A 25,108-nucleotide genomic window follows, 5' to 3' on the forward strand; every position below is an offset into this window, starting at 1 on the left:
GGCGGCGATCACTAGCTTCGCCGGTCGCCGAGCCCGTCGGAAGGTGTTCCGGATGGCGCCAACCGGACTGTCCGACATCAGACACCGGGTCATGAACACGTCAGGAATGTCGCCCGGCGGATCCCGGCACCCCGACCCGAACGCCCACTCCCGAGCAAGCGGGAATCCTCTGGTCAAACCGACGGAAGCCGCCACGGGCAGGGCAAATCCGTTCTTGTGTGCGACTCCGGCGCGCTGAAATGATCGGTGAAGCTTCGTGCACCACCACCCACACCGCCCACACACGATTCCGGGGGGAACCATGCTGGAGGCACTCGGCCTGTCGGCCACGGCCGGCCAGGTCTACCAGGCCATGCTCGACCGTCCCGGCGACGGCATCGACGAACTCGCGGCGCACTGCCTGCTGCTGCCCGGCCAGGTCCACGACAGCCTGGACGAACTCGGCGAACTGATGCTGGTGCGCGCCTCCGCCGAGCACCCCGGCCGGATGCGCGCCGTCGACCCCTCCATCGGACTGGCCGACCTCGCCGCCCGCCAGGAGGCCGACCTCGCCGCCCGCCAAGCCGCCCTGGCCGCCTCCCGCGCCGCCGTCGCCCGGATGGTCGCCGACCGCGCCGAGCACCGCTCCGCCCACGGCGAGCGCCTGCTCGGCATCGACGCCATCCAGCACCGCCTCGAACAGATGGGCCGCGCCACCACCCGCGAAGTCCTCAGCAGCCAGCCCGGCACCCAGCGCCCCGAGGACCTCGACGCCTCCCGCCCCGCGGACGCCGAAGCACTCGCCCGCGGCATCACCATCCGCACCCTCTACCAGGACTCCAACCGCCACCAGCCGCATGCCGCCCACTACGCCCACTGGCTGCTCGGCCTGGGCGGCGAGGTCCGCACCGCCCCCACCATCCCCCAGCGCATCGTCATCGTCGACCGCCGTCAGGCCCTCGTCCCGAAGCCTCTACGAACAGGCCTGGAACACCGCCGTCCCGCTCGGCGCCAGCACCCCCGACGACCCCACCACCGGCCTCACCCCCACCGAACGCGAACTGCTCCGCCTGCTCGGAAGCGGCCTCACCGACGACACCGCCGCCCAGCGCCTGGGCATCTCGGCCCGCACCGTCGGCCGCCACATGGCCTCGATCATGGAACGCCTCGGCGCCACCAGCCGCTTCGAAGCCGGCATCAAAGCCACCCCGGACGCCGTCCTGTTCCGGGGTCGCCTCGGCCAGCGAGAGGCCGGTCGGCAGGCCGGTCAGGCCGAACCGCTGGGGCTTCAGCAGGTCGCCGGCCAGGCCGCTCAACTTGGATGCGGCGCCGGTGAGTTGGAGACCGTCCACGACCACCTGGTTGCCCTCGCTGCGCAGCCTGCCCTCGACCGCGCCGCCCGGCACCTCGGCCTTCACCTTGCCCGGCCCGGCGTACGCCAGGGTGAGCCGGCCGCCGCCGACCATGAACTTCGACAGGTCCTGGTAGGCGATCACGCCCCGGCCGTCGCCGTGCCCGACCGTGACGCCCCGGTAGGAGTCGGTGAACTTCACGTCGGAGAGGTCGGCCCGGAAGGAGTGCATCGTCACCGTCTCCTTGCCGTCGGTCACGGTCATCCCGTCCGAGCTCATCGTCACCTTGTCCAGCTCGCCGGCCACCGCGCTGGTCAGGAACGGGAAGTCGTCGATGCTGACGTCCGGCTTGGTGGTCATCCAGCCGGAGGAGACGGCCGCGTCCGCCGCCTGGTCCTCCGCGACCCCGACGGCTATCCGGTCGGCGCCGACCAGCAGGCCGCCCACCACCCCGAGGCCGATCAGCAACTTCACCGAGCCGTGCATCGCACTCCCCCAGAGACGGTCGATCCGAGATCCGTTCGGAGGCGAACGGCATTCGGGCTACGGACATAGGACGATCGCACGCATGCCCCAGTTCCGGAACCGCACCCGGGGAAAACGGCGCTCAGCCTCCGGCGAACGGCGGCAGCACCTCGACCGTCCAGCCCTCGGACAGCAGCACCGCGGCGGGCTCCCGGCCGCCGGTCTGCTCGCCGTCCAGCAGGAACGAGCACACCTCCAGCAGCCGCAGCAGCTCCGGCCGGTCGGCGTGCGCGGCGCGCACCGCGGCCAGCGCCCCGGCGAGCGTCGCGGCCTCGACGGGTTCCTCGGCCCGGCCCGCCGCGGACTTGGCGGCGGCCCAGTAGCGGACGGTCCCGCTCACCCTCCCGGGTGATCCGGCGGCGGCGGGCTCCCCGGCGGTGGTGCGGGTTTCGGCGGTCGCGGTCACGGCAACCCCTCTCGACGGTCCTCGCCCGGTACGGCGGCCGGCCCGGTGCCGGCCGGCCCACCCGTGGAATCGGTGTACACGTACGGTGCGGCCGGTGCGGCCCCCATCATCGCCCGCGCCCCCCGTCCGGAGGCAAACACCCGAGGTCGCGCCGCCCCGCCGGAGTGACGAACCGCACGGCCCTGAGCCCCGCCCACCGCCGCGCGCCCCGCTCGCGCCTCTCCCCAGGCTCCGGCCGGTCGGCTATTCTCGAACCCGATGAGGGATCCGGGCAGAGTCGCCCCCGGGTCCTTTTGTGCTTTCAGGACGCCATACGGACGTTCTTGCGAACGGTGCCCCACCCGCACCCGACGCCGGAGCGCCCCCACCGCTCGACCGCACGACGTGGTGCGCCGACGGCGGGACAGACCGGAGGGTACGCCGATGGACGGGGCACCAGCGGGACGCCAGGGGTTGCGGGACCCCGGGCGCGCCACCGCCGCCCCGCCCGACGACGCCCCCGCCGGCCCTGTCGGCGCTCCCCCACCCTGTACCGCGGCCGGTGCTCTCCCCCGGCGGCCGCGACCGCGACGACCCGGAAAGGGGACTAACCGGGTATGAGTTCTCTGCTCCTGCTGACCAACGCCCTGCAACCCTCCGCCGAGGTGCTGCCCGCCCTCGGGCTGCTGCTGCACAGCGTCCGGGTGGCCCCCGCCGAGGGGTCCGCCCTGGTCGACACCCCGAGCGCCGACGTGATCCTGGTCGACGGCCGGCGCGACCTGCCGCAGATCCGCAGCCTGTGCCAGCTGCTGCGCTCCACCGGCATCGGCAGCCCGCTGATCCTGGTGGTCACCGAGGGCGGCCTGGCCGCCGTCACCGCCGAGTGGGGCATCGACGACGTGCTGCTCGACACCGCCGGACCGGCCGAGGTGGAGGCCCGGCTGCGGCTGGCCCTCGGCCGGCTGAACTCCGCCACCGACGACAGCCCGATGGAGATCCGCAACGGCGACCTCTCGGTCGACGAGGCCACCTACTCCGCCAAGCTCAAGGGTCGGGTCCTCGACCTCACCTTCAAGGAGTTCGAGCTGCTCAAGTACTTGGCCCAGCACCCCGGCCGGGTCTTCACCCGGGCCCAGCTGCTCCAGGAGGTGTGGGGCTACGACTACTTCGGCGGCACCCGCACCGTGGACGTCCACGTCCGCCGGCTGCGGGCCAAACTCGGCGTCGAGAACGAGCAGTTGATCGGCACCGTGCGCAACGTCGGCTACCGCTTCGTGGTCCCCGAGCGCCCCGACAAGGCCCCCGAACGGGCCGAGCAGAGCCGCACCGGCGCGACCCGCGAACACTGACGGAGGGCCGGGCGGGCCGCACCGCGGAGACACTCGCCCGGCTTTGCCCGGATCGGTCCCGAAACCGCCGTCCCACCAGGTGTCACCCCGGGCCTGGGCGCCGCACCACCCGCGTAGACTCCCCCCGTGGCCAAGGTGACGCGCGACGACGTAGCCCGACTGGCTGGCACCTCGACCGCGGTCGTCAGCTATGTGATCAACAACGGTCCCCGGCCGGTCGCCCCGGCCACCAGGGAGAAGGTGCTCGCCGCGATCGAGCAGCTCGGGTACCGCCCGAACTCGGTCGCCCAGGCGATGGCCTCCCGGCGCACCAACCTGATCGGCATGGTCGTCCCCGACGCCCGGCAGCCGTTCTTCGCGGAGATGGCGCACGCCGTGGAACGCGCCGCCTCCGAGCGCGGCAAGCTCGTCCTGATCGGCAACTCCGACTACGTGGACGACCGCGAGGTGCACTACGTCCGGGCCTTCCTCGGCATGCGGGTCTCCGGCCTGATCCTGGTCAGCCAGGGCCCCTCGCAGCGCGCCGCCGAGGAGTTCGCCGCCATGGAGGGCGCCAAGGTGGTGCTGCTGCACCGCCGCCCCGAGGCGATCGACGACGTCGCCGTGGTCACCGACGACGTCGGCGGCTCCGAACTGATCGTCCGGCACCTGCTGGAGGTGCACGGCCACCCGTACGTGGCCTGCTTCGGCGGGCCGGTGGAGTCCCCCGCCCCCGGCGACCCGGTGATCGACCACGTGGCCGGCTGGGAGCTCGCGATGGCCGCGCACGGCCTGCCCACCGAGCCCCACCTGGTGGACGCCCCGTTCCACCGCTACGGCGCCTACCAGGTCGCGCTGGAGCTGCTCGGCTCCGACCGGCGGCCGCCCGCGATCTTCTGCTCCACCGACGACCAGGCCATCGGCGTGCTCCGGGCCGCCCAGGAACTCGGCCTGCGCGTCCCCGAGGACCTCGCGGTGGCCGGCTTCGACGACATCCCCGAGGCCGCCTTCGCCTCCCCGCCGCTGACCACCGTCGCCTCCGACCGGGACGCGATGGCCCGGGCCGCCGTCGACCTGGTCCTCGACGACTCGCTGATGGTGCCCGGCAGCGACACCGAACGGGTCCGCAAGTTCCCGTCCCGGCTGGTCGTGCGGCGCTCCTGCGGCTGCGGCGGCGAACAGCCCTGACCTGCGGGTCCTCCCCCGGGCCGATCACCGGCCTGACCAGGCTTTATGAGAAGCTGACGCGCTTCTCGGGGAACCTGTAGCACGCTCTCATCCGGTCTTCATGAACCGGGCGGAACTTGGTCGTCATGAGCGACCAGCACCGCAGCACCCACGAGCCCCACCCCCAGGACGGCGGCGCGGGCTGGCTCCCGCCGCAGCCGCCCGCCGCGCCCGCGTACCCGCCGCACACCGGCACCCCGTACCGGGAAGCCGCCTACCCGGCCCTGCCGCCCGCCGCCGCGCCCGACCCGGCGCTGCTGCCCGCGACCTTCGCGCTCGCCGCCGAACCCGGCACCGGGGACGGCGCCGGGGCGGGCCCGCAGCCGCCCACCGGGCACCGGGCCCGCCGCGGCCTGCTGCGCAGCCGGCTCGCCCTGGTCACCGCCGTCGCCGCGATCGCCGCCCTGGTCGGCGGCGTCACCGGCGGCGCCCTGGCCGGCGAGCGCACCGGCTCCGCCGGCGCGAGCAGCACCCTGGTCCGCCCGGTCTCCGCCAACGCCGACGGCAGCGCCGACGTCTCGGCGATCGCCGCCGCGGTCTCCCCCGCCGTCGTGCAGATCACCGTCAAGACCGGCAGCGGCACCGCCACCGGCACCGGCGTGGTGCTCACCGCCGACGGCCAGATCCTCACCAACTACCACGTCGTCTCCGGCGCGGTCGGCGGCGGCGGCCAGACCACCGTCACCTTCAAGGACGGCTCCACCGCCACCGCCACCGTCACCGGGACCGACAAGTCCCTCGACACCGCCGTCATCACCGCCTCCGGCGTCAGCGGCCTGACCACCGCCGTCCTCGGCGACTCCGACAGCACCGCCGTCGGCGACCCGGTGGTCGCCATCGGCAACCCCGAGGGCCTCACCGGCACCGTCACCTCCGGCATCATCTCCGCCAAGAACCGGCAGGTCTCCGTCCAGGTCGACGAGGGCACCACCAGCAACAACGGCGGCTTCGGCTTCCCCAACCTGCCCGGCCAGCGCGGTTCCTCCGGCTCCTCCGCCGGCAGCTCCTCCTCCGACACCGCCACCTACCAGGCCCTGCAGACCGACGCCGCACTCAACCCCGGCAACTCCGGCGGACCGCTGATCAACACCGCCGGACAGGTCATCGGCCTCAACTCGGCGATGTACTCCGCCAGTGGCTCCAGCTCCACCGGCAGCTCCGACGCCGGCAGCGTCGGCCTCGGCTTCGCCATCCCGATCAACAGCGTCAAGCAGGTCCTGTCCCAGATGCAGGCCGGCAAGACCCTCTGACCGCCGGTGCCGACCGGCACCGCCGACCACCCCCCGATCCGTCCCCCGATCCGTCCCCACCCGACGGACAATGGCCAGGACCGCACCGGACGCAGAAAGGGCCCCGAGCCGATGACTCCCCCCGCCGACGACCGCACCCCCACCGAGGCCCCGGGCGGCGGCGCCCGCGTCCTCGTCGTCGACGACGAGCCCGCGCTGCGCGACGCGCTGGAATCCAGCCTCGCCTTCGAGGGCTACCAGGTCACCACCGCCACCGACGGCTACGAGGCCCTGGCCGCCGTCGAACGCGACCGGCCCGACCTGGTGCTGCTCGACATCATGATGCCCCGGATGGACGGCCTCACCGCCGTCCGCCGGATGCGCTCCCGCGGCGACGCCGTCCCCGTCCTGATGCTCACCGCCCGCGACGCCGTCGGCGACCGCGTCACCGGCCTCGACGTCGGCGCCGACGACTACCTCGCCAAGCCCTTCGAACTCGACGAACTCCTCGCCCGGGTCCGCGCCCTGCTCCGCCGCAACGCGCTCGCCGCCGAAGCCGCCGCCCGCACCGCCGCCGACGAGGACGGCGGCGAGGTGCTGGCCTTCGCCGACCTGCGGATGAACACCGCCACCCGCGAAGTCACCCGCGACGGCACGCCCATCGAACTCACCCGCACCGAGTTCATGCTGCTGGAGATGTTCCTCTCCCACCCGCGCCAGGTGCTGACCCGCGAACAGATCCTCAAGGCCGTCTGGGGCTTCGACTTCGAGCCCTCCTCCAACTCCCTCGACGTCTACGTCATGTACCTGCGCCGCAAGACCGAACAGCACGGCATGCCCCGGATCATCCAGACCGTCCGCGGCGTCGGCTACGCGCTGCGCGCCGCGACCGGCGCCGCGGCGTGAAACCGATCGGCCGGCTCACGGGGTGGTTCCGCGGCAAGTCGCTGCGGAGCAGGCTGGCCATGCTCACGGCTGCCGCGGTGGCGGTGGCGATCGCGGTGGTGTCGGTGGCCAGTTGGCTGCTGGTGCGCGAGAAGCTCTACCAGGAGGTGCACGACAACCTGGCCGGTGCCGTCCAGGACGGCCCCGGTCTCACCCGCAGCCCCGTCCTCCAGTGCGGCGACACCCCGGCGGAAGGCTTGGCCAAGGTGTCCTCGCCGACCACTGACGGCCGCTTCGGACCCCCGAAGTACGACTTCCAAGTCGTGACGTCCGACGGCAGCGTGTGCTTCCCAATGGGTGCCACGAAGGCAGTGGAGGTGAAGGCGAGCGATCTGCCGGGCGCTTCGAGCACCAGACAGCCGTCCTACCGCGAGGGCACCTACCTCAACGGCGACTCGGCGCTGGTCCGCCGCACCGGCACCACGGTCCGGGTGGGCAACGTCGACCAGCCCGCTGTACTGCTGACCGCGCTGTCGACCAACGGGGTGCAGGACTCCCTCAACAGTCTCGCGCTGCTGATCGCGTGCGTGGCCGGGCTCGGCGTGATCGGTGCCGGGATCACCGGGCGGATCGTCGCCCGCTCCGCGCTCAAGCCCGTCGACCAGCTCACCGACGTGGTCGAGCACATCGCCCGCACCGAGGAGGTCGGCACCACCATCCCCGTCAACGGGAAGGACGAGATCGCCCGGCTCTCCACCTCGTTCAACTCGATGTCGACCGCGCTCGCCAACTCGCGGGAGCGGCAGACCCGGCTGATCGCCGACGCCGGGCACGAGTTGCGCACGCCGCTGACCTCGCTGCGCACCAACGTGGACCTGTTGATCCGTTCGGACGCGCAGGGGCGGGCGCTGCCGGCCGAGACGCGGGCGCGGATGCTGGGGAACATGAAGGCGCAGATGCAGGAGTTGACCGTGCTGATCGGGGACCTGCTGCAGCTGTCCCGGCCGGACACGCCGAATCCGGAGGCGGTGCGGACGGTGGTGCCGTTCCACGAGACGGTGGGGCGGGCGCTGGAGCGGGGGCGGTTGCGCGGGCCGTCGCTGGTGTTCGAGACGGACGTGCGGCCCTGGTACGTGCACGGGGACCCGGCGGCGCTGGAGCGGGCGGTGATCAACCTGCTGGACAACGCGGTGAAGTACTCGCCGCCCGCCGGGACGATCGAAGTGTCGTTGCGGGAGGGGCGGTTGACGGTCCGGGACCACGGGCCGGGGATTCCGGCGGAGGAACTGCCGTACGTGTTCGACCGGTTCTGGCGTTCGCCGTCCTCGCGCCAGCTGCCGGGTTCGGGGCTGGGGCTGTCGATCGTGGCGCAGACCGTGCAGGACACCGGCGGGCAGGTCTCGCTGGGCCCGGCTCCGAACGGCGGCCCGGGGACGCAGGCGGTGGTGCTGCTGCCGGGGCAGCCGTCCGAGCCGCGCTGAGACGTGCTGAGACGTACTGAGACGTGCCGGGGGCGGGGCACCGGAGTGCCCCGCCCCCGTTGCTGCGGTGGTGTCAGCTGTTGTCCTGGCCGATGCCGATGACCTTGATCCGGTCGGCGGCGGGCGGCGCGATCGGGGCGCTCGCCGAGCTGTGGCTGGTCAGGTAGGCGTTGAACAGGTCCAGGTCGGAGGCGCCGACCAGCTTGTCGGTGCCGGCCGCGAAGGCCGGGAAGCCGTCGCCGCCGCCGGCCAGGAACTCGTTCGCGGCGACCCGGTAGGTCGCGGCCGGGTCGATCGGCGCGCCGTTCAGGCGGATCGAGTCGACGACCACGCGGGCCGCACCGGCCTTGTTCAGGTCGAGGGTGTAGCGCAGGTTGTTCGAGATCTGCAGGACCTTCGGGGACGCCTCGTTGGAGCCGGAGACCTGCTGCTGCAGGACCTGCACCAGCTGGGCGCCGGTCAGCGTCTTGACCTGCATCATGTTGGTGAACGGCTGGACGGCGAACGCCTCGCCGTAGGTCACCACGCCGTCGCCCTCGGCGCCGGTGGCCTTGTAGACCAGGTCGGCGCGGATGCCGCCGGGGTTCATGAACGCCACCTGCGCGCCGCCCTTGTCGGGCGCCGAGAGGCCGGCCAGCTGGGCGTCGGCGATCAGGTCGCCGAGCGGCTTCTCCAGCGCGGTGGAGCCGCGGCCGTTGATGTCGGCGGTGATGTAGCCGGTGGCGCGGTTGGCGATCGGCGCGGCCAGCTTGCTGTACCGGTCGATCAGCGCGGTGAGGTCCGGCGCCTTCGGCACGTCGCGGCGGACGATGTGGTTGGCGGCGCTGACCGAGGGGCGGACGATGCTGCCGGTGCGCTTGTCCAGCTTGAGGTCGATCTCGGTGTACAGGCGGCCGAACGAGGCGGCGCTGGTGACCGAGCGGGGCACGCCGTTCGGGTCCGGGATCATGCAGGCGTACGAGTTGTGGGTGTGGCCGGTGACGATCGCCCCGACGGCCGGGTCGATCCTCTTGGCGATGTCCACGATCGGGCCGGAGATGCCCGCGCCGGCCGCGCCGCAGTCGTAGTTGTAGACGTTGCTGGCGGGCAGGCCGCCCTCGTGGATCAGCGCCACGATCGAGTTGACGCCCTGCTTCTTCAGCTCGGCGGCGTACTTGTTGATGGTGGTGACCTCGTTGCCGAACTTGAGGCCCTGCACGCCGGCGGCGGTGACGATGTTCGGGGTGCCCTCCAGGGTCACGCCGATGAAGCCGACCTTGACGCCGCGGACGTTCTTCACCCAGTACGGCTTGAGCAGCGTCCTGCCGGTCTTCTCGTTGGTGACGTTCGCCGCCAGGTACGGGAAGTCCGCGCCCTCGAAGGTGCGGCCCGCCTCGTAGCAGCCGTCGGTGGGGTGGCAGCCGCCGTTCTGCATCCGCAGCAGCTCGGCCGAGCCCTCGTCGAACTCGTGGTTGCCCACCGAGGTGACGTCGAGGCCGATCTCGTTCATCGCCTCGATGGTCGGCTCGTCGTGGAACAGGCCGGAGACCAGCGGGCTGGCGCCGATGACGTCGCCGGCCGCGACGGTGAGGCTGTTGGCGTGGCCCTTGCGGGCGTCGCGCAGCGCGGTGGCCAGGTACTCGACACCGCCGGCGGGGGTGGCGACGGTCTTGCCGGTGGCCGGGTCGATCTCGTTGATCGTGCCCGAGGAGCCGGCCGGCGGCTCCAGGTTGCCGTGGAAGTCGTTGATGGCGAGGAGCTGCAGGTCCTCGTACTTGGGCTTGTCGTGGCCCCGGCCGTGGGCCTCGGCGGTGGCCGGGAGGGCCATCGTGCCGAAGAGGGCGGCGGCCGCGGCGACCGCGAGGGCGGTCGAGCGGCGGCCGGTGGAACCGGAAATGGGCATGGCTGTCCCCTGGACCGTCGGGGGCCGCGGCTGTGCGGCCTGGCGTTGTCTGGGTGCAGCCTAGGGTCAACGCGCGTAGCTGTCAGGAACCTGCGAGTAACGAGCTGGTATCCGCGGCCTGACGAAACGTTTGCCGACCCTTGGTCAGCCCCTGGGCCGGGCGCTCAGATCCGCGGCTGCGCCGCCAGCTGCTGGTCGGCCCGGTCCCGCTCGGCCACCGCGTCCTCGGTCATCGCGCGGTCGGTGTACACCAGCGGCTTCTCGGCCTCGGTGATGATGTGCTTGACCACCTGCACGTTGCCGTTGACGTCCCACACCGCGATGCCCGGCGACAGCGTCGGGATGATCTCCACCGCCCAGCGCGGCAGGCCCAGCACCCGGCCGGTGGCCCGGGCCTCCTCGGCCTTCTGCATGTAGATCGTCCGGGTCGAGGACATCTTCAGGATCGCCGACGCCTCCTTGGCCGCCGCCCCGTCCACCACGTCCGACAGGTGGTGCACCACCGCCACGAAGGACAGGCCCAGTCGGCGGCCGAACTTCAGCAGCCGCTGGAACAGCTGCGCCACGAACGGGCTGTTGATGATGTGCCAGGCCTCCTCCACCAGGAAGATCCGCTTCACCCGGTCCGGCCGCAGCCAGGTGTGCTCCAGCCACACCCCGACGATCGCCATCAGGATCGGCATCGCGATCGAGTTCCGGTCGATGTGCGACAGGTCGAAGACGATCAGCGGCGCGTCCAGGTCGATGCCCGCCGAGGTCGGGCCGTCGAACATGCCGCGCAGGTCGCCGTCGACCAGCCGGTCCAGCACCAGCGCCACGTCCAGGCCCCAGGACTGCACCTCGCCGACCTGCACGCCCAGCGACTCCACCGCCGACAGGTCGGGGCTGCGCAGCGTGTCGATGATGTCGTTCAGCACCGGCTGACGGTCCTTCACCGTCGCGGTCACGTACGCGTGCGCGGCCTTCAGCGCGAACCCGGCCCGCTCCTCCAGGCCGCGGCCCATCGCCACCTCGATGATGGTGCGCAGCAGCGACAGCTGGCCGGTGGTGGTGATCGCCGGGTCCAGCGGGTTCAGCTTCACCCCGCCGTCCAGGGCCGCCATCGGGTCCAGCCGGATGGACTTTATCCCCAGCGCGTTGGCGATCAGGTTCCACTCGCCGACGCCGTCCTCGCCCTGCGCGTCCAGCACCACCACCTGGCGGTCGCGGAACCTCAACTGCCGCAGCACGTACGTCTTCTCCAGCGCCGACTTGCCGTTGCCGGACTCCCCCAGCACCAGCCAGTGCGGGGCCGGCAGCTGCTGGCCGTACAGCTGGAACGGGTCGTAGACGTAGCCCTTGCCGCTGTACACCTCGCGGCCGATGATCACCCCGGAGTCGCCCAGGCCGGGCGCCGCCGTCGGCAGGTACACCGCCTGCGCCTGGCCGCTGGAGGTGCGCACCGGCAGCCGGGTGGTCTCCACCCGGCCGAACAGGGTGCTGGTGAAGGAATCGGTGAGCTTGCCGAGCATCTACGGGCCTCCGGGGGTCAGCGGCGTCAACGACGTCGGCGGCGTCAGCGGCGGATGCCGGTGGCGAACGGCAGGGTGTTGGCGAACGCCCGGTGGTGCTCGCGGTCGCACCACTCCAGCTTCAGGTAGCTCTTGCCCGCCGACGCCCGGATGGTGCGCTTGTCCCGGGCCAGCGCCTCCGGGCTGCGCGAGGACACCGTCAGGTACCCCACCAGGTTCACCCCGGCCGCGCCGGACGCCAGGTCGTCACCGCGCTGGTCCACCCGGCCGGTGTGCGCCAGGTCGCGCGGGTCCACCGTGCGGTTCATCTTCGCCGCCCGGCTGGCCTCCGCCTCGTCGTTGGTCTTCTCGGTCAGCATCCGCTCGATCGCCACGTCGGTCGGCTCCAGGTCCATGGTCACCGCGACCGTCCGGATCACGTCCGGCGTGTGCACCAGCAGCGGCGCCAGGAAGTTCACCCCGACCGGCGTCAGCGGCCACTCCTTGATCCACGCGGTGGCGTGGCACCACGGCTCCCGGGTCGCCGCCTCGCGGGTCTTCGCCTGCAGGTACTGGGTGTGGGTGGCGTCCAGCTCGGCCGGCCAGGCGTTGCGCCGGCTCATCGCCTGGATGTGGTCGATCGGGTGGTCCGGGTCGTACATCGAGTGGATCAGCGACGCCAGCCGGGCCTGCCCCAGCGGCTGCCGCACCCGGATGTCCGCCTCCGCCAACCGGGCGCAGATGTCGGTCAGTTCACGCGCCATCACGGTCGCCAGGCCGTCGTCCGACCGGTCCCGCCTCTCGCCCCGCCCGTACGCGGTGCGCCCCATCGCGTGCGCCTCGGCCGCCAGGTCCCGGGTGTAGTGCATGCACGCCACCAGGTACGCCCGGTGCTGCTCCGAGGAGGTCGACACCATCGACTGCAGCTGGTCGTAGCTCTCCTGCAGCCAGCGCGGCGCCGCGTGGTCGCCGCGCCGCTCCACGTCCTTGGCGTGCGCGTCCGGGTCGGCCGGCAGGGTGCGGGCCAGGATCTGCAGCCTGGTCACGAAGCCGTCGCCGTTGGCCACGTGCTTGAGCAGCGTGCCGAACCGGTCGACCAGCGCCTCCTGGTCCTCCGAGTCGCGCAGGCCCACGCCCGGGCCCTCGATCTCGATCGCCGCGGTCACCGTCCGCCGCTCCAGGTGCATCAGCACCGCGACCTCGTCCGGCCCGAACGGCGCGGTCAGCCAGCGCAGCCGCCCCACCCCCGGCGGCGGGCCGACCTCCACCTCGCGCCCGTCCAGCCGCGTCCCGGCCTCGTGCACGTCCGGCTTCCACACCGCCCGGCCGCTGCGCACCGTGCGCCGGAACGTCCGGTTGATCTCCACCCACTTGTAGAACGTCCGCCGCCGGTACGGCACGTACACCGCCATGATCGCCAGCAGCGGGAAGCCCACCAGGCCCGCGATCCGCAGCGGCAGCAGGCTCGGGATCAGCCCCCACACCATGCCCAGGCCGGCGCCGGCGATGATCAGCACGATCTCGCCGTTCTCCCGGTTGCGCCCGATCGGCGCGTTCGGCCGCGCCTTGCCGATCAGGTAACTGCGGCGCTGCTGGGCGTACTGGGTGCCGTACTGGCCGAACTGTTCGCTGCTCATCTCCCCGTCACCCTCCCTTCGGGTTGTTGACCGGAGCCTGGACCTGGGCCTGCGCGGGCGGCGCCGCCGGACGGGGGGCGTTCGCCGGCCGGGACGCGTGCGCCGCGATGCCCGCGCCCGCCCCGCCGCCGCCCGCCGGGGCGCCACCGCCGCCCCCGCCCTCCGCGCCACCGCGCGAACCGTGCGTGGAGATGCCCTGCTTCACGAAGTTCGCCGGGCCGTTGATCATCGCGCTGCCGGCCTGCACCGCACTCGCCCGGGCCCGCCGCATCGCCATCAGCTCGTCGCCGAAGCCCGGCACGAACCGGTACACCGCCGCACTGGCGAAGATCGACAGGAACAGGATCGCCAGCCCCGCCAGCACCCGGCTGAAGTCGTCGTCCGCCCCCGCGCCGGTCGCCACCGCGCCCGCCAGCCCCAGGATGATCACCACGATCGGCTTCGCCAGGTCCACCGCCAGCATCATCGCGGCCCACCGGCGGACGTGCTTCCACATCTGCTTGTCCACCAGCCCCGCGTACACCGCCGTCCCCAGCAGCGCACCCACGTACAGCATCGCCGCCCGGATCACCAGCTCCACCCACAGCACCGCCGCGGCCAGCACCGCCACCAGCGACACCAGGATCAGGATCAGCGGACCGCCGCCGATGCTCCCCTTCTCCAGGGTGTCCGCGAACCCGCCCAGGTACGTGCCCGTGTCGGACTTCGTCCCCGCCGCGATCGCGTCCGTCAGCCCGTCGGTGACCGTCACCACCGTGTACAGGATCAGCGGCGTGAACGCCGAGGCGATCACCGTCAGCCACAGGAACCCGACCGCCTCGCCGAACGCCTGCCCCAGCGCCGCCCCGCGCACCGCGCGCTTCGTCACCGCCAGCAGCCACAGCACCAGCGTGATCACCGTCGAGACCGCGAACACCACCGCGTACTGCTGCAGGAACGCCGCGTTCGTGAAGTCGACCTTCGTCGTCCCGTCGATCGCCCCCGACAACTGCCGCACCACCCACGCCGCCGCCTGCGCGCACCCCTTCGCCAACGACCCCAACGGGTCGGTGACCCCGGAGACGGTGCCGGACCCGGGGATCACGGTGGCCCCGGGCGGAGCGCACAGCTTGTCGGCGCCGAGGACCGTCGCGTCGTTGCCCGCGCACTTGGTGCCGCTCGGGCTCGGCGTCGGATCGGCGGCCGCGACGCCCTGCACGACCAGCAGCGCGGCGAGTTGGAGCACGCTCAGTGCGGCGCCGAGCACCCCGGCGCGGCGCAGGAAGCGCAGTCTGGGCGCCTCAGCGGGCATAGCGGAACCCTCCGAACTGCTGGACGGCATCGGCGATCTCTTTCGCGGTGGCCGCCTGCTGGTCGCCCGGCAGGGGGGCGGGGCCCGCGGCGCGGGAGTAGTCGGTGAGCTTCCAGTCGCTGCCGGTCCAGCGCATGGTGACGGTCAGGGTGTACCAGTCCTGGGTGACCGGGACGACCGAGCCCTCGCCCGCCAGGCCGTACAGGCCGGTGCACCAGACGTCGACCCGGGTGGCGGTGTCCGCCCCGTTGGTGGTGCGGGTGCCGATCGGGACGATCCGGCTGACGAAGGTCTGGCCCTTCGGTGCCTTGCCCTGCGCGTCCAGCCCGTAGCGCGCGTTGGTCTCCGGCGTGAACGCCTGGTCCAGGCGGGCCTGCAGGGCCGGCAGGGCGGTGGGGTCGGCGACGGTGGCCAGCACGGTGCGGCGGCTGTCGGTGCGGAACATGTCCGCGGAGCCCAGCGCCACCGCGTAGTTGGCGGCGGCGGACTGCGCGCCCTGGTCGGTGTGCGGGTAGCCGGTGCCGATGCCGTTGGACGTGGTGGCGACGGGCTGCTGGCCGCTGGCGGCGGTGCGGTCGGGGGAGGCGCCGGCGCCGGGGGCGCGGTCGCCGGAGGTGCTGGTGCCGCCGCGGCCGGCCGCGGGCTTGTCCCGGTTGGCGACGGCGACGGCGACCACCAGCAGGGTGACGATGCCCAGGACGGTCAGGAGGGTGCGAAGCGGCCGGGCCTGACGGCCCGTCGCGGGGGTGGTCTGTTCGGCGACCGGTAGCCGCGTACGGGTGTGCGGCTGGTCGTCGGACAACGGCACGGGGCCCTCCTGGTGGGCGCCGCCGCGCGGGGCGCGCGCGGCGGCGTGACGGGTGCTCGGCGGAGAAGTGCGGGGCGGCGGGCCGGCGGGCCGGATCAGCGGCGCCGGACGGTGAGTTGCCCGATCGTCAGATGGCCATGCCGTACACAATGGTGAACAGGGTGCCGAGCGAACCAATGATGAACACGCCGGTCAGGCCCGCGACGATCAGCCCCTTGCCCTGTTCGGCGCTGAAGGTGTCACGCATCGCGGTGGCGCCGATCCGCTGCTTGGCGGCGCCCCAGATGGCGATGGCCAGGCAGACCAGGATCGCCACCGCCATCACGACCTGGACCATCACCCGGGCCGAGGAGCCGAGCGTGGCGAACGGGCCCCAGTCCGGGGCGATCCCACCGATGATGGTGTCGATGTTGGCCTTCTTGGGCGGATCCTCCGCCAGGTACCGGATCACTGTGCTGTCCACGTTCAGGTCCATCCCATCTCACCGCCCGATCAGGAAAATTCAAGGCCCCGGACCACGGTCGAGCGAAGGGGCAGGTCCTATTCTTGGCCAGATCTGACGTCGACTTGGCTGCTTCTCGCGGATTGCTCGTGGCAGGACCGGACGCTCCGCCAGGATGTCCGGTGGCTCCAAGGATACTTCCCGCCCGTGGTATCTGTGATGATTGCACCGGGCAATTGCGTAACAGGACATGGCCGCTGACGTTCCGTCGGGATGGTGCTGGATGGTGCTCCGGAAGGCTCGGGCGGCAGGTGCCGCGACGGTGGTGCTGGCCATCGGCTTCGTGGGTGTGGTGACCCTCGGGACGTATGCGGCCAGTGGGGTTCCCGAGTCCTCCTCGGCCACCCTCGGACTGTCCGGCGGAACGGTGCCGGCCGCCTACCGGACGCAGATCCAGAAATGGGGCGCGCTCTGCCCGGAGATCTCGGCGCCGATGCTGGCCGCGCAGCTCTACCAGGAAAGCGGTTTCGACCCGGCCGCGAAGAGTCCGGTGGGAGCATCCGGCATGGCTCAGTTCATGCCCGGCAGCTGGGACGCCTTCAGCGTCGACGGTGACGGCGACGGCAAGCGGGACGTCTGGAACCCGCTCGACGCGATCGCTTCCGCCGCCAGCTACGACTGCCTGTTGGCCAAGCAGGTCGCCAACGTCCCCGGCGACCGGCAGGCGAACATGCTGGCCGCCTACAACGCCGGCCCCGGCGCGGTGTCCCAGCACCGGGGGATCCCGCCCTACAAGGAGACCCAGGGCTACGTCCGCAGCATCCAGGCGCTGGCGAAGTCCTTCACCGCGCCGGCCGACCCGGGCGTGCAGCTGGCGCTGTCCAAGGAGGCGACCGGGGCGATCTGGTTCGCGCAGAGCAAGCTGGGCACCGACTACCTGTGGGGCGGCACCGGGCAGTCCTGGGAGAACGGGCGGTTCGACTGCTCGGGCCTGACCAAGATCGCGTACGAGAGCGTGGGCATCGAACTGCCCCGGGTGGCCAACGACCAGTGGTACGCCGGGCCGCACCCGTCCCGGGACCAACTCCGCCCCGGCGACCTGGTGTTCTTCGCCAACGACCTGGAGGACCCGCGCACCATCCACCACGTCGGCATCTACGTCGGCGGCGGCTACATGATCGACGCGCCGCACACCGGGGCCAAGGTCCGCTACGACACCATCGACCAGCGGGACTACATCGGGGCGACCCGGGTCACCCCGGACGGCGCCGCCGCGCTGCCCGACCGGAACCTGAACGACGGCACCATCACGAAGAGCGAGACGCCGAAGGTCGACTGACCGCGCCCCGTCCGCCCCGACCCGCCCCGACGGTCGGATCCGGTCTCGGCATGTGCATGCGCGGTGGACAGTCAGTCAATTTTCCATAACGGTACGTTTCGACGGAAACCGCGGCGGCCTTGATCGCGTTGACTGGGGAGGCTGCCGGTCGTCCGCACCCGGAAGCACCACGACCTGGGACCACTGCGGAGAGCGGACAGGGAGGTGCGGCGTGCCGACGCTGCTCGCGGACGCCGGATCCGGTTCGGGCGACCCGGATCTCGGCCTGCTCAAGGCCGTCAACGGCCTGGCCGCGGACGCCCCCGGCTGGCTGGACTCACTGGTCGCCTGGACGGCCGAGTACGGCATCCTGCTCGGCCTGGCCGCGATCGGCCTGACCGCCTGGCTGAGCGCCCGCCGCCGGCCGGACGCCCCGGTCGCGGTGGCGGGCGTGCTGTGGGCACCGCTCGCGGTGGCCATCGCCGAGCTGGCCAACCTGCCGATCTCCAAGCTGGTCGACCGGCCCCGGCCGTTCGTCACCCACCCCGAGCTGGACGTCCTGGTGCCCGGCAAGGAGGACACCCTGTCCTTCGTCAGCGACCACTCGGCGATGTCGATGGGCATCGCGGTCGCGCTGTTCCTGGTCAACCGCAGGCTGGGCCTGGCGGCCGGCGCGCTGGCCCTGCTGCAGGGCTTCTGCCGGCTGTTCGTGGGCGTGCACTACCCGACCGACGTGCTCGGCGGCTACGCGCTGGCCACCGCCGTGGTGCTGCTGCTGGCCCCGATCGCCATGGCCGTCCTGGTGCCGCTGTGCCACGCGCTGTCCCGGGGCGCGCTGCGCCCGCTGGTGGTGGCCCGCGCCTCCGCCGCGGACTCCGGGCGCCGCCGCCAGTCCGCGCCGTCCGGCCGTCGCTCCGGCCGCCGCGCGGGCCGCGACCGCGACCGGGGCCGGGACCACGAGCCGGACCACGAGTCCGACCTCGCCGCCTGACCCGCACCCGTTCCGGCCGACCGGCCGGGCCTCGCAGCCGCCGTTCAGCCGCCGTGCTCCGCGAGGTGCTCCGCGGCGTCCCGCCGTGACTTGTCCCGGGAGCGCCGCCCGGGGGCGAACCAGCCGCAGTCGCACCGGGCGAAGCTGAACGAGCCGCGTTCCGTCACCTCCACCCGGTGCTCGGCCGGGTGGTCGGTCCGCGTCGTCCCGCCGGGCGCCCCGGGGCGCTGGTCTGCCACATCCTTCACCGTATCCCGCCCGCGCGGCGCGGCGTGCCGCCCGTCCGGTGAACAACGGCGTAACCTTCCGCGCCCCAACTCGTTTGCCTGGCAAGCGCTCTGCCCATCCGGGGCGGTTGCTTGCCGGGTCATCCGGGGCCCGAGGGGGTTGTCGAAGAAGTGAAGAAGCTCAACCGCGCCGCGGCCGCGGCCCTGCTCGTCACCGTGCTGTCGGCCTGCAGCGGCGGCGGCCAGGACCGGCCGGGTTCCGCCGACCAGCTCTCCGCCGACCCACTGACCGCGGTCCGCTCGGCCGCCGACATCACCGGCCGCACCGGTTCGGTGAGCGCCGCCACGGAGCTGATCACCGAGTCCGCCGACAAGAAGGCGGTGTTCAAGGGCACCGGCGGCTACGACTACGTGAAGCGGATCGGCCGGCTGGAGGTCGACGTGCCGCCGGGCGCCGCCACCACCGGGAAGATCACCGAGGTGGTGCTGCCCGGCACGGTGTACCTGCAGAACAGCGGCGCGAAGATCCCCGAGGGCAAGTGGGTCAAGCTGGACGTGCGCCAGCTCCCGGACGGCAACCTGGTGAGCTCCGGCGCCACCGACCCGGCCACCGCGGCGGGCGCGCTGCGCGGCGCGCAGAGCGCCGAGCTGGTCGGCACCGAGCCGGCCGACGGCGGGGAGCTGAAGCACTACAAGGGCACCCTGGACCTGGCGAAGGCCGCCGACGCGACCGGCGGCCGCGGGGCGGACGGCCTGCGGATGGCCGCCCAGACCTTCACGGTGAAGGAGGTCCCGTACGAGGTCTGGCTGGACGGGCAGGGCCGGCTGCACAAGGTGGTGGAGAACTTCACCTTCGCCGGGGTGGCCGGCTCCACCGCGGCCAAGGACCAGGTCAAGGTGGTGTCCACGCTGTCGCTGGCCGACTTCGGCAAGCCGGTGGAGGCCGCCGAGCCCGCCGCCGCCGACATCTACTCGATGAAGGCCAGTCCCTCCCCGAAGTGACCGGCCCCGCCGGACGGGCCCACCCGTTTCGGACGGCAGAGATGGCCCGTCCGTGCCATGTGGCCCGGCCCGCGGCTCCCTACGCTGGTACGGGGCGGGCAGGCCGGTGCGGCGGACGGGGCGCGGAAGGGGTGGAGGCCATGGCATCCGGGGAGAGCGGCACCCGCGGCCACGACCGAGCCGCGCTGGACGAGATCGACCTGGCCGGCGAGCTGATGATCGCCGCCTCGGCCAGCCGCGCGGAGCGGCTGGCCGCCGAGCAGATCGACGAGGTCCTGCTGGCCCGCCACCGCGCACCGGGGCCGGCTGGGGACGGGCCGGCGGACGGGGACGGGCGCGGTTCCGGGTCCTGACGGGCCGTCGGCGTCAGGTGCGCAGCAGCCGGGCGATGGCCGCGCTGGCCTCGGCGACCTTGGCGTTCAGCTCCTCGCCGCCGTCCTCCGCGGCGGCCGCGGCGGCGACGCAGTGCCGCAGGTGCTCCTCCAGCAGGGAGAGCGCGAAGGACTGCAGCGCCTTGGTGGAGGCGGACACCTGGGTGAGGATGTCGATGCAGTAGACGTCCTCGTCGACCATCCGCTGCAGGCCGCGGATCTGACCCTCGATCCGGCGCAGCCGCTTGAGGTGCGCCTCCTTGTCGCCGCTGTAGCCGTGCGGCCCGGTGGCCGCGGGGCCGCCGTGGCAGGCCGCCGGCGCGGTGTCGGTGCTCGGGGTGTCGATGGTGGTCATCCGGTCCGCCCTCTTGGTCTCGGTACTCGGCCCGCCCCCGGCCTCCGGCCGGGAGGTGCTCCCCTGTCCAACACGCGGCGCCAGCCGCGTGTTCCGCCGTCCGGGCGTCAGGTCAGAGATCCCCGTGCAGAGCGGGAGCAAACCGGCGTGTCGTGGGACACACTTAGGGCGCGCGTCGGCAACCCCGTGTCCACCAGTGGGGCGCGTGCGCCTAGCATCGTCAAGTACCGACCCCGCACATCGGAGATTTCCGTGCGTTTTAGCCTGACCCCGAAGGAGACGAGCTTCTACGACATGTTCGCCGCCGCCGCGGAGAACCTCGTCGTCGGATCGAAGCTCCTGCTGGAACTACTGGGCTCTGACGTGTCAGCCCGCGCGGAGATCGTCGAGCGCATGCGCGCCGCCGAGCACGCGGGCGACGACACCACCCATGCGATCTTCCACCAGCTGAACTCCTCGTTCATCACCCCGTTCGACCGGGAGGACATCTACAACCTGGCCTCCTCGCTGGACGACATCATGGACTTCATGGAGGAGGCCGTCGACCTGGTCGTGCTGTACGACATCGAGACCCTCCCGAAGGGCATCGAGCAGCAGATCGAGGTGCTGGCCCGGGCGGCCGAGCTGACCGCGGAGGCGATGCCCAACCTGCGGTCGATGTCGAACCTCACCGAGTACTGGATCGAGGTCAACCGGCTGGAGAACCAGGCGGACCAGATCCACCGCAAGCTGCTGGCCCACCTGTTCTCCGGCCAGTACGAGGCGATCGAGGTGTTGAAGCTCAAGCAGGTCGTGGACGTCCTCGAGGAGGCGGCCGACGCGTTCGAGCACGTGGCCAACACGGTGGAGACCATCGCGGTCAAGGAGTCCTGACCTCCGTGGACATGGCAGCACTGATCGTCGTCATCGGCGTCGCTTTCTTCTTCACGTACACGAACGGCTTCCACGACTCCGCCAACGCGATCGCCACCTCGGTCTCCACCCGGGCGCTGACGCCCCGGGCGGCGCTGGCGATGGCCGCGGTGATGAACCTGGCGGGCGCCTTCCTCGGCAGCGGGGTGGCGAAGACCGTCTCCGAGGGGATCATCGAGACCCCGACCGGCAGCAAGGGCATGGCGATCCTGTTCTCGGCCCTGGTCGGGGCGATCGCCTGGAACCTGGTCACCTGGTACTTCGGCCTGCCGTCCTCCTCCTCGCACGCGCTGTTCGGCGGCATGGTGGGCGCGGCGCTGGCCGGCGGCATCGGCGTGGTCTGGCACGGCGTCATCGAGAAGATCATCATCCCGATGATCGTCTCGCCGGTGGTCGGCCTGATCGGCGGCTTCCTGGTGATGCTGGCGATCCTGTGGATCTTCCGGCGGGCCAACCCGCACCGGGCCAAGCGCAACTTCCGGGTGGCGCAGACCGCCTCGGCGGCGGCGATGGCGCTGGCGCACGGTCTGCAGGACGCGCAGAAGACCATGGGCATCGTGGTGATGGCCCTGACCATCTCCGGCCACCAGTCCGGCAACGGCATCCCGATCTGGGTGAAGATCTCCTGCGCCACGATGCTCTCGCTGGGCACCTACGCGGGCGGCTGGCGGATCATGCGCACCCTGGGCCGGAAGATCATCGAGCTGGACCCGCCGCAGGGCTTCGCCGCCGAGGCCACCGCCTCCGCGGTCATGTACGTCACCTCGTTCGTCTACGCGGCGCCGATCTCCACCACCCACGTGATCACCTCGGCGATCATGGGCGTGGGCGCCACCAAGCGGGTCCGCGCGGTCCGCTGGGGGGTGGCGAAGAACATCGTGATGGGCTGGTTCATCACCATGCCGGCGGCGGCGATCGTGGCCGCCGCGATGTACGGGATCGTGAACCTGCTGATCCTCTGACCGGCCCCGCGCACCGAAGGCGGAAGGGCCCGCCCCCACAGCACGGGGGCGGGCCCTTCCTCTTCTGACTCCGCGGCGGCACCGCCATGCAGCGCCGCGGAGCAGCTCGTACGGCCCCGGGACGGGCCTCCGGTCAGCCGAAGCGGCCGGAGATGTAGTCCTCGGTGGCCTGGACCGACGGGTTGGAGAAGATCCGCTGGGTGTCGTCGAGCTCGACCAGCTTGCCCGGCTGGCCGACGCCCGCCAGGTTGAAGAACGCGGTGCGGTCGGAGACGCGGGCCGCCTGCTGCATGTTGTGGGTCACGATCACGATGGTGAACTGCGACTTCAGCTCGCCGATCAGGTCCTCGATGGCGAGGGTGGAGATCGGGTCGAGGGCCGAGCAGGGCTCGTCCATCAGCAGCACCTCGGGCTCGACCGCGATCGCCCGGGCGATGCACAGGCGCTGCTGCTGGCCGCCGGACAGGCCCGCGCCGGGCTTGTTCAGGCGGTCCTTGACCTCGTTCCACAGGTTGGCGCCCTGGAGGGACTTCTCCACCACGCCGTCCAGCACGGACTTCTTCTTCACGCCGGCCAGCTTGAGGCCGGCCACCACGTTGTCGTAGATCGACATGGTGGGGAACGGGTTGGGGCGCTGGAACACCATGCCGACCGATCGGCGGACGGCGACCGGGTCGACGTTGGCGCCGTACAGGTTCTCGTCGTCCAGCATCACCTTGCCCTCGACCCGGGCGCCGGGGATCACCTCGTGCATCCGGTTGAGGGTGCGCAGGAAGGTGGACTTGCCGCAGCCCGAGGGGCCGATGAAGGCGGTCACCGAGCGGGGCTCGATGGTCATCGAGATGTCCTCGATGGCGCGGGTGGAGCCGTAGTAGGCGGACAGTCCGCTGACGTCGATGCGCTTGGCCATGATCTTTCGTCTTCTCTCGTCTGTTCGTACGTCAGTCGGTGTCAGTGCCCGCCCTTGGGCGAGCGCCAGCGCGCGATGCCCCGGGCGATGAGGTTGAGACCCATCACGAAGGCGATCAACACGAGGGCGGCGCCCCAGGCGCGCTGGTAGCCGAAGTCGTTGTTGATCTGCGAGTACTGCTGCCAGATGTAGAGCGGCAGCGACTGCTGCGGTCCGTTGAACGGGTCGCTGTTGATGAAGTCGGCGCCGAACACCAGCATCATCACGGGGGCGGTCTCACCGGTGATGCGGGCGACCGCCAGCATCACACCGGTGGTGATGCCACCGACGGCCGTGGGCAGGACGATCCGCAGGATGGTCTTCCAGCGCGGCACACCGAGCGCGTACGAGGCCTCGCGCAGCTCGTTCGGGACGAGCTTGAGCATTTCCTCGGTGGAGCGGACCACGACCGGCATCATCAGGATGGCCAGCGCGAGGCTGCCCGAGAAGCCGGAGTACTCGAAGCCCAGCGCGATGTTCCAGAGCGAGAGGACGAACAGGCCGGCCACGACCGACGGGATGCCGGTCATGACGTCGACGAAGAAGGTGACCGCCTTGGCGAGCCGGCCGCGGCCGTACTCCACCAGGTAGACGGCGGTGAGCAGGCCGATCGGCGCGGCGATCAGGGTGGCCAGCAGGACCTGCTCGATGGTGCCGATGATGGCGTGGTAGATGCCGCCGTCCGGGCTGAGGGTGGCGACGACGCCCTTCATCGAGTGGGTGAGGAAGTCGCCGTTGATCGCCCCGATGCCCTGCTGGACGGTGTAGACCGTCAGCGAGACCAGCGGGACGACGGCGCAGATGAAGGAGACCCAGACCAGCGAGGTGGCGAACCGGTCCTTGGCCTGGCGGCGGCCCTCGACCGAGGCCGAGACGGCGTAGCCGGCCAGGACGAACAGCAGTGCGGAGATCAGGCCCCACTGGATGTGGCTCTTGAGCCCGGCGGCGGCGCCGATGCCGCAGCCCACCGCGATCGAGGCGGCGGCGATGCCGGCCGGCGCCCAGCGGGGCAGCCGGGCCGCGGTCAGCCGGTGGCTGAGCTGCGGGGTGGCGTCGGTGACGGTGGAGATGGCGCTCACGCGGCGGCCCCCGAGTACTCCTTGCGACGGGCGATGATCATGCGGGCCGCGCCGTTCACCAGCAGGGTGATGACGAACAGGACCAGGCCGGAGGCCATCAGGGCGTCCCGGCCCAGCGGCTGGGCCTCGTTGAACTTGAGCGCGATGTTCTGCGCGAAGGTGCCGCCGCCCGGGTCGAGCAGGTGCAGCGAGAGCTTGCTGCTGGTGGACAGCACGGTGGCGACCGCGATGGTCTCGCCGAGCGCGCGGCCCAGGCCGAGCATCGACGCGGAGATGATGCCGGGGCGGCCGAACGGCAGCACCGCGGTGCGGATGGTCTCCCAGCGGGTCGCGCCGAGCGCGAGCGCCGCCTCCTCGTGCATCCGCGGGACCTGCCGGAACACCTCGCGGGTGACCGCGGTGATGATCGGCAGCACCATGATCGCCAGCAGGATGCCGACGGTGAACAGGTTGCGCGCCGGGACGCCCGCGGTGGACTGGCCGAAGATGTACGTCCAGCCCAGGTACTGGTCCATCCAGCTGGTCAGGCCGTCCATGTGCGGGACCAGGAACAGCACGCCCCACAGGCCGTAGACGATCGACGGGACGGCGGCCAGCAGGTCCACCAGGTAGGCGAACGGCTGGGCGATCCGGCGCGGCGCGTAGTGCGAGATGAACAGCGCGATGCCGACCGAGACCGGGACCGCGATGACCATCGCGATCAGCGCGCTGACCAGGGTGCCGAAGGTGAGAACGGCGATGCCGAACACCGGCTTCGCGGCGTCCGGGGTCCACTCGAAGGTGGTGAGGAAGTTGCCCTCGTTCTTGCCCAGGGCGAGGGCGGAGCGGTAGGCGAGGAAGCCTGCGATGGCGGCCATGATGACCAGCAGCAGGATGCCCGAGCCGCGGGAGAGGTTGAAGAACAGGCTGTCACCGCGGCGGCTGTCGCCCCGGCTCCGTCGAACCCGTCCCCGCGCGTCGGCGGGGGGTGCAGAAGTCATGGTCGTTTACTCCGGTCTGGC

Annotated in this window: 24 protein-coding genes and 2 pseudogenes; 12 read left to right on the forward strand and 14 right to left on the reverse strand. The window is 72.0% G+C overall.

Annotation, left to right across the window (positions count from 1 at the left end; translation table 11 throughout):
* Positions 1 to 100: 100 nt before the first annotated feature.
* Entirely contained in the window at positions 101 to 838 is a 738-nt protein-coding gene (locus tag IH44_RS47645) for a hypothetical protein (protein WP_232794824.1), read from the reverse strand.
* Between IH44_RS47645 and IH44_RS47650 the strand changes: the two are divergent.
* Positions 837 to 1,112 (forward strand): annotated as a pseudogene (locus tag IH44_RS47650) (helix-turn-helix transcriptional regulator); the annotation flags it as partial. The gene IH44_RS47645 and the pseudogene IH44_RS47650 sit on opposite strands and share 2 nt — an antisense overlap.
* A 135-nt stretch (positions 1,113 to 1,247) precedes the next feature.
* Here IH44_RS47650 and IH44_RS0105030 read toward each other — a convergent pair.
* Together IH44_RS0105030 and IH44_RS0105035 are read right to left on the reverse strand one after the other, a co-directional pair.
* Positions 1,248 to 1,817: pseudogene (locus tag IH44_RS0105030) on the reverse strand (DUF2993 domain-containing protein); the annotation flags it as partial.
* A 121-nt stretch (positions 1,818 to 1,938) separates the two neighbouring features.
* Positions 1,939 to 2,196, reverse strand: coding sequence for a MoaD/ThiS family protein (locus IH44_RS0105035; protein ID WP_030458172.1), 258 nt, complete (start codon positions 2,194 to 2,196; stop codon positions 1,939 to 1,941).
* A gap of 662 nt (positions 2,197 to 2,858) precedes the next feature.
* Here IH44_RS0105035 and IH44_RS0105040 point away from each other — a divergent pair.
* The 5 genes from IH44_RS0105040 to IH44_RS0105060 all read left to right on the forward strand — a co-directional run bounded on the left by IH44_RS0105040 (position 2,859) and on the right by IH44_RS0105060 (position 8,391).
* Positions 2,859 to 3,590 carry a response regulator transcription factor gene (locus IH44_RS0105040; RefSeq protein ID WP_030458173.1) on the forward strand — a complete coding sequence of 244 codons (732 nt, stop codon included), beginning with the start codon at positions 2,859 to 2,861 and terminating at the stop codon, positions 3,588 to 3,590.
* Between the two features lie 126 nt (positions 3,591 to 3,716).
* Positions 3,717 to 4,757, forward strand: coding sequence for a LacI family DNA-binding transcriptional regulator (locus IH44_RS0105045; protein WP_030458174.1), 1,041 nt, complete (start codon positions 3,717 to 3,719; stop codon positions 4,755 to 4,757).
* 125 nt (positions 4,758 to 4,882) lie between these two features.
* A complete protein-coding gene (locus IH44_RS0105050; RefSeq protein ID WP_232794825.1) occupies positions 4,883 to 6,046 on the forward strand; it encodes a S1C family serine protease in 1,164 nt (387 codons plus the stop codon).
* A gap of 111 nt (positions 6,047 to 6,157) precedes the next feature.
* Complete coding sequence (locus tag IH44_RS0105055; protein ID WP_030458176.1) at positions 6,158 to 6,931, forward strand: response regulator transcription factor; 774 nt, start codon at positions 6,158 to 6,160, stop codon at positions 6,929 to 6,931.
* Between the two features lie 59 nt (positions 6,932 to 6,990).
* Positions 6,991 to 8,391: a cell wall metabolism sensor histidine kinase WalK gene (locus IH44_RS0105060; protein ID WP_051816560.1), complete on the forward strand. Its 1,401-nt coding sequence runs from the start codon at positions 6,991 to 6,993 to the stop codon at positions 8,389 to 8,391.
* 73 nt (positions 8,392 to 8,464) lie between these two features.
* On the opposite strand, the gene IH44_RS0105065 is transcribed toward IH44_RS0105060, so the two are convergent.
* The 6 genes from IH44_RS0105065 to IH44_RS0105090 form a co-directional block, all read right to left on the reverse strand.
* Positions 8,465 to 10,273 (reverse strand): bifunctional metallophosphatase/5'-nucleotidase, encoded by a 1,809-nt coding sequence (locus tag IH44_RS0105065; protein WP_051816561.1) that lies wholly within the window; start codon positions 10,271 to 10,273, stop codon positions 8,465 to 8,467.
* A gap of 164 nt (positions 10,274 to 10,437) precedes the next feature.
* On the reverse strand, positions 10,438 to 11,784 hold the full coding sequence (locus tag IH44_RS0105070) for an ATP-binding protein (RefSeq protein ID WP_030458179.1): 1,347 nt from the start codon (positions 11,782 to 11,784) through the stop codon (positions 10,438 to 10,440).
* A gap of 44 nt (positions 11,785 to 11,828) precedes the next feature.
* Positions 11,829 to 13,400 (reverse strand): SCO6880 family protein, encoded by a 1,572-nt coding sequence (locus tag IH44_RS0105075; RefSeq protein ID WP_030458180.1) that lies wholly within the window; start codon positions 13,398 to 13,400, stop codon positions 11,829 to 11,831.
* 7 nt (positions 13,401 to 13,407) lie between these two features.
* Positions 13,408 to 14,691 (reverse strand): hypothetical protein, encoded by a 1,284-nt coding sequence (locus IH44_RS0105080; protein WP_030458181.1) that lies wholly within the window; start codon positions 14,689 to 14,691, stop codon positions 13,408 to 13,410.
* Positions 14,681 to 15,499, reverse strand: a complete 819-nt coding sequence (locus tag IH44_RS0105085; RefSeq protein ID WP_030458182.1) for a hypothetical protein — start codon at positions 15,497 to 15,499, stop codon at positions 14,681 to 14,683. Before IH44_RS0105085 ends, IH44_RS0105080 begins: the two co-directional genes overlap by 11 nt.
* A 127-nt stretch (positions 15,500 to 15,626) precedes the next feature.
* On the reverse strand, positions 15,627 to 15,974 hold the full coding sequence (locus IH44_RS0105090) for a hypothetical protein (RefSeq protein WP_030458183.1): 348 nt from the start codon (positions 15,972 to 15,974) through the stop codon (positions 15,627 to 15,629).
* 250 nt (positions 15,975 to 16,224) lie between these two features.
* Here IH44_RS0105090 and IH44_RS0105095 point away from each other — a divergent pair, with 250 nt between their 5' ends.
* Entirely contained in the window at positions 16,225 to 17,280 is a 1,056-nt protein-coding gene (locus IH44_RS0105095; RefSeq protein ID WP_030458184.1) for a bifunctional lytic transglycosylase/C40 family peptidase, read from the forward strand.
* A 211-nt stretch (positions 17,281 to 17,491) separates the two neighbouring features.
* Complete coding sequence (locus tag IH44_RS0105100) at positions 17,492 to 18,250, forward strand: phosphatase PAP2 family protein (protein WP_035953945.1); 759 nt, start codon at positions 17,492 to 17,494, stop codon at positions 18,248 to 18,250.
* A 44-nt stretch (positions 18,251 to 18,294) separates the two neighbouring features.
* On the opposite strand, the gene IH44_RS40575 is transcribed toward IH44_RS0105100, so the two are convergent.
* Positions 18,295 to 18,489, reverse strand: coding sequence for a hypothetical protein (locus IH44_RS40575; protein ID WP_035953947.1), 195 nt, complete (start codon positions 18,487 to 18,489; stop codon positions 18,295 to 18,297).
* A 159-nt stretch (positions 18,490 to 18,648) separates the two neighbouring features.
* Between IH44_RS40575 and IH44_RS0105110 the strand changes: the two genes are divergently transcribed.
* On the forward strand, positions 18,649 to 19,479 hold the full coding sequence (locus tag IH44_RS0105110) for a hypothetical protein (RefSeq protein ID WP_030458186.1): 831 nt from the start codon (positions 18,649 to 18,651) through the stop codon (positions 19,477 to 19,479).
* A gap of 140 nt (positions 19,480 to 19,619) precedes the next feature.
* Entirely contained in the window at positions 19,620 to 19,832 is a 213-nt protein-coding gene (locus tag IH44_RS0105115) for a hypothetical protein (protein ID WP_030458187.1), read from the forward strand.
* 13 nt (positions 19,833 to 19,845) lie between these two features.
* On the opposite strand, the gene IH44_RS0105120 is transcribed toward IH44_RS0105115, so the two are convergent.
* Positions 19,846 to 20,205: a metal-sensitive transcriptional regulator gene (locus IH44_RS0105120; protein WP_030458188.1), complete on the reverse strand. Its 360-nt coding sequence runs from the start codon at positions 20,203 to 20,205 to the stop codon at positions 19,846 to 19,848.
* A gap of 252 nt (positions 20,206 to 20,457) precedes the next feature.
* Here IH44_RS0105120 and IH44_RS0105125 point away from each other — a divergent pair, with 252 nt between their 5' ends.
* Together IH44_RS0105125 and IH44_RS0105130 are read left to right on the forward strand one after the other, a co-directional pair.
* Positions 20,458 to 21,078, forward strand: coding sequence for a DUF47 domain-containing protein (locus tag IH44_RS0105125; RefSeq protein ID WP_014137429.1), 621 nt, complete (start codon positions 20,458 to 20,460; stop codon positions 21,076 to 21,078).
* Positions 21,079 to 21,083: 5 nt separating this feature from the next.
* Positions 21,084 to 22,079: an inorganic phosphate transporter gene (locus tag IH44_RS0105130; protein ID WP_030458189.1), complete on the forward strand. Its 996-nt coding sequence runs from the start codon at positions 21,084 to 21,086 to the stop codon at positions 22,077 to 22,079.
* A gap of 133 nt (positions 22,080 to 22,212) precedes the next feature.
* Here the strand turns inward: IH44_RS0105130 and pstB are convergent, their stop codons facing one another.
* Genes pstB through pstC form a run of 3 tightly spaced genes read right to left on the reverse strand, consistent with a single transcriptional unit; the run spans position 22,213 to position 25,087 of the window.
* Positions 22,213 to 22,989 (reverse strand): phosphate ABC transporter ATP-binding protein PstB, encoded by a 777-nt coding sequence (gene pstB / locus IH44_RS0105135; RefSeq protein ID WP_030458190.1) that lies wholly within the window; start codon positions 22,987 to 22,989, stop codon positions 22,213 to 22,215.
* A gap of 41 nt (positions 22,990 to 23,030) precedes the next feature.
* Complete coding sequence (gene pstA, locus IH44_RS0105140; RefSeq protein WP_030458191.1) at positions 23,031 to 24,107, reverse strand: phosphate ABC transporter permease PstA; 1,077 nt, start codon at positions 24,105 to 24,107, stop codon at positions 23,031 to 23,033.
* Positions 24,104 to 25,087, reverse strand: a complete 984-nt coding sequence (gene pstC, locus IH44_RS0105145; protein ID WP_030458192.1) for a phosphate ABC transporter permease subunit PstC — start codon at positions 25,085 to 25,087, stop codon at positions 24,104 to 24,106. The genes pstA and pstC overlap by 4 nt, the downstream gene beginning before the upstream one ends.
* Positions 25,088 to 25,108: the final 21 nt, after the last annotated feature.

The organism is Kitasatospora sp. NRRL B-11411, from assembly GCF_000721345.1.
Taxonomy (GTDB): domain Bacteria; phylum Actinomycetota; class Actinomycetes; order Streptomycetales; family Streptomycetaceae; genus Kitasatospora; species Kitasatospora cineracea.

What these genes read in the sequence shown, in the direction of transcription:
- IH44_RS0105120 (WP_030458188.1), bottom strand. Translation starts at nt 20,205, where the DNA reads ATGACCACCATCGACACCCCGAGCACCGACACCGCGCCGGCGGCCTGC.
- IH44_RS0105060 (WP_051816560.1), top strand. Translation starts at nt 6,991, where the DNA reads ATGCTCACGGCTGCCGCGGTGGCGGTGGCGATCGCGGTGGTGTCGGTG.
- pstB (WP_030458190.1), bottom strand. Translation starts at nt 22,989, where the DNA reads ATGGCCAAGCGCATCGACGTCAGCGGACTGTCCGCCTACTACGGCTCC.
- IH44_RS0105040 (WP_030458173.1), top strand. Translation starts at nt 2,859, where the DNA reads ATGAGTTCTCTGCTCCTGCTGACCAACGCCCTGCAACCCTCCGCCGAG.
- IH44_RS0105095 (WP_030458184.1), top strand. Translation starts at nt 16,225, where the DNA reads ATGGTGCTCCGGAAGGCTCGGGCGGCAGGTGCCGCGACGGTGGTGCTG.
- IH44_RS0105070 (WP_030458179.1), bottom strand. Translation starts at nt 11,784, where the DNA reads ATGCTCGGCAAGCTCACCGATTCCTTCACCAGCACCCTGTTCGGCCGG.
- IH44_RS0105050 (WP_232794825.1), top strand. Translation starts at nt 4,883, where the DNA reads ATGAGCGACCAGCACCGCAGCACCCACGAGCCCCACCCCCAGGACGGC.
- IH44_RS0105115 (WP_030458187.1), top strand. Translation starts at nt 19,620, where the DNA reads ATGGCATCCGGGGAGAGCGGCACCCGCGGCCACGACCGAGCCGCGCTG.
- IH44_RS47645 (WP_232794824.1), bottom strand. Translation starts at nt 838, where the DNA reads ATGCGGCTGGTGGCGGTTGGAGTCCTGGTAGAGGGTGCGGATGGTGAT.
- IH44_RS0105065 (WP_051816561.1), bottom strand. Translation starts at nt 10,273, where the DNA reads ATGCCCATTTCCGGTTCCACCGGCCGCCGCTCGACCGCCCTCGCGGTC.
- IH44_RS0105055 (WP_030458176.1), top strand. Translation starts at nt 6,158, where the DNA reads ATGACTCCCCCCGCCGACGACCGCACCCCCACCGAGGCCCCGGGCGGC.
- IH44_RS0105090 (WP_030458183.1), bottom strand. Translation starts at nt 15,974, where the DNA reads ATGGACCTGAACGTGGACAGCACAGTGATCCGGTACCTGGCGGAGGAT.
- IH44_RS0105075 (WP_030458180.1), bottom strand. Translation starts at nt 13,400, where the DNA reads ATGAGCAGCGAACAGTTCGGCCAGTACGGCACCCAGTACGCCCAGCAG.
- IH44_RS0105080 (WP_030458181.1), bottom strand. Translation starts at nt 14,691, where the DNA reads ATGCCCGCTGAGGCGCCCAGACTGCGCTTCCTGCGCCGCGCCGGGGTG.
- pstC (WP_030458192.1), bottom strand. Translation starts at nt 25,087, where the DNA reads ATGACTTCTGCACCCCCCGCCGACGCGCGGGGACGGGTTCGACGGAGC.